The organism is Algoriphagus sp., assembly GCF_024642405.1.
Lineage (GTDB): Bacteria > Bacteroidota > Bacteroidia > Cytophagales > Cyclobacteriaceae > Algoriphagus.
The window spans coordinates 1-2668 of record NZ_JAHEBC010000461.1; the positions used below are offsets into that span (position 1 = coordinate 1).

Here is a 2668-nt window from a genome sequence, read left to right on the forward strand (position 1 = left end):
GATTCCGATGACAACTGCCAAGATCATCAATACATTAAATATCAATCGAATCAGAACCATCGGATAACCCACGGCTTTACCAAAATCCGGATTGAAAACAAGCATGCTGAATTCCTTCTGAAATAGCGTTAGGGTAATGATGATCAGGACTGCCAGTCCTCCATAGATATATAAATCCTCCTCTAAAATGGCAATTGCATTTCCGAATATAAATTGGTTTAGACCAGCCATCTCTGGATTACCTGATTTCTGAATGACGGTAAGCAAAACCACTCCAAATCCAAAGAAGATGGATAGAATAGAGGCAATAATGGCATCTTCAGTCAATTTGGTATTGCTTCTAATCCATGACGTAAGAAAAGTGGCTAATGCACCTGAAAGGAAAGCTCCGCTCACAATGTAAATAGGGTTCTTTTCGCCGGCTAAGATGAAACCTAAACAAATGCCAGGAAGAACCGCATGGGAAATCGCATCCCCTAAAAGCGCTTTTTTATCCAAAAAACTATAAGTGCCTACATAGGCAGAACCCAAACCCAATAAAGTGATTCCGATCACAACAAATGCGATGGAGCTGTCCTGAAATGTAAAGAAGTATAGAAAATCTTCCATATCAGTTTTTTAATGGGTTGAAATCTTTTTGCTTGATCAGATCGGTAACCTTGGTCAGTAAGTTTAGCTTTCCTCCATATGTCTTTCGAAGAAGATCCTCCGATATGACTTGTTCGATAGGGCCAGAGGCAACTAAATGCAGGTTTAGCATAATGATCCAATCGAAGTAATTCATGGCGGAATGAATGTCATGATGAACAACAATGATTGTTTTTCCTTTAGCGGTCATCTCTTTTAGCAAGTTGAAAATTGCTGTTTCGGTGGACATATCCACTCCGGCAAAGGGTTCATCCATTAAGTAAAGATCCGCTTCCTGTGCCAAAGCTCTGGCGATAAAAACACGTTGCTGCTGCCCTCCGGATAATTCAGAGATCTGTCTGTTGACAAAAGACATCATGCCTACCTGATCCAAACAACTTAAAGCAATCTCTTTTTCTTTTTTTCCAGGTCTTTTGAAAAGTCCAAGCTTGCCATAGGTACCCATCATCACCACATCCAATACCGAAGCAGGGAAATTCCAATCTACAGACTCCCGCTGTGGAACGTAGCTGATTTTTGATCGAACCTGATCCAGTGATTTGTCAAAGACTTTGACATAACCGCTGCTTGGTTTGACTAATCCCATGATCGCTTTGATTAAGGTGGATTTCCCAGCTCCATTTGGCCCAAGAATCCCTATCAGTTTTCCGGAAGGAAGACTTAAGTCAACATTCCAAAGTACCGGGCTTTGATCGTAACTGACGATAAGATCATGTATTTCTAGAATTGGATTATCTACTTGTGTGATCATGGGTTTAGGCTTTTAAAGATGGTTTGTAGATTGGTGTTTACCATTCCTATATAGGTTCCGGCAGGTGTGTCAGGTGCATCGAGGCTGTCTGTAAAAAGTGGTCCAGCCATTATGATATTATGGTTTTGATTGGCGCATCCTGCTACGACAGCTTCAATTGCTTTGGGGGAAATGGTTTGCTCCGCAAATACCGCATGAATATTTCTGTCTACAATAAATTGAATCAACCCGGTCAAATCCCGTAATCCAGGTTCACTAAGGGTTGATAATCCTTGCAGGCCTTTTACCTCCAGGTTATATGATTTTCCAAAATAGGCAAAGGCATCATGTGCGGTTATCAAAGCCTGATTGGTACTTTTCAATTGATCTACTTTCAATTGAATCTCCAGGTCCAAGGCTTGAAGTTTTTCCAGATAGATTTCAGTATTCTCACGAATTTCTTTTTCCCAATCGGGTTTCCAGCGAATTAACTCCTCAGAAGTATGGGAGAGGGCTTTTGACCATAGTTTGACATCAAACCAAATATGTGGATCAACACTATGAGCTTCCGGTCCGGATCGCAATAATAGGCTTTGAGGTAAATCTTCCGCGGCATTAATCAGGTTTTGACTGTAGGAGAGTTTTTCAAAAATCTCAGTCATTTTTCCCTCCAAAAACAACCCGTGATAAATCACGATATCTGCCTCCTGAAGCAAATCCAAATCTCTGACTGAGGCTTTGTACAAATGCGGATCGACACCAGCAGGCATTAAAGCTTTGACATCCGCTTTATCTCCCAAGATATTCTTAACTCCATCTGCCAGGATACTGGTTGTAGCCACTACCAATGGTTTTTCACGTTGTGTTTTATCTTCCATCTTGCAGGAGAATAAACAAGCGAGTAGAAGTAAAGGGATCAGGATATTTTTCATGATTGGATCACCAAAATATTAGCTGCAACATCCTTTGACATGAAGAGAGTTTTTTTCTGATCTACTAAAATTTCCAGCGATCCATCAAACTCCACTTTGTCCAATATTTTAATCCTTGCTCCGATATAAGCTCCCACTTTGTCCAAGTATCTGAGGAAGGCGGCAGAGCTATCTTTTACTGCTACGATTTGTCCCGTCTGATCCACTTCCATTTCATTTAATGCTACTCTAGGTCTAGCTTTCACATCCCCGAATTCATCAGGAATTGGATCTCCATGAGGATCAAATTTCGGATAGTTCAAATAGGTGTCCAATCGTTGGATGAGTAGGGTAGATTGTATGTGTTCTAGCTGCTCCG

At 41.0% G+C, this 2668-nt stretch carries 4 protein-coding genes; all 4 read right to left on the bottom strand.

Annotated features, from left to right (window positions below; all coding sequences use genetic code 11):
- Nucleotides 1-609: metal ABC transporter permease (locus tag Q0L68_RS19340; protein WP_296705888.1), on the bottom strand; the 609-nt coding region annotated here is incomplete at its 3' end.
- 1 nt (nucleotide 610) lies between these two features.
- Nucleotides 611-1399, bottom strand: a complete 789-nt coding sequence (locus Q0L68_RS19345; RefSeq protein ID WP_296705889.1) for a metal ABC transporter ATP-binding protein — start codon at nucleotides 1397-1399, stop codon at nucleotides 611-613.
- Complete coding sequence (locus Q0L68_RS19350; protein ID WP_296705890.1) at nucleotides 1396-2310, bottom strand: zinc ABC transporter substrate-binding protein; 915 nt, start codon at nucleotides 2308-2310, stop codon at nucleotides 1396-1398. The genes Q0L68_RS19345 and Q0L68_RS19350 overlap by 4 nt, the downstream gene beginning before the upstream one ends.
- Nucleotides 2307-2668, bottom strand: a 362-nt coding sequence (locus Q0L68_RS19355; protein ID WP_296705891.1) for a metal-dependent transcriptional regulator, incomplete at its 5' end; no start/stop codon positions are given. The genes Q0L68_RS19355 and Q0L68_RS19350, both read right to left, overlap by 4 nt.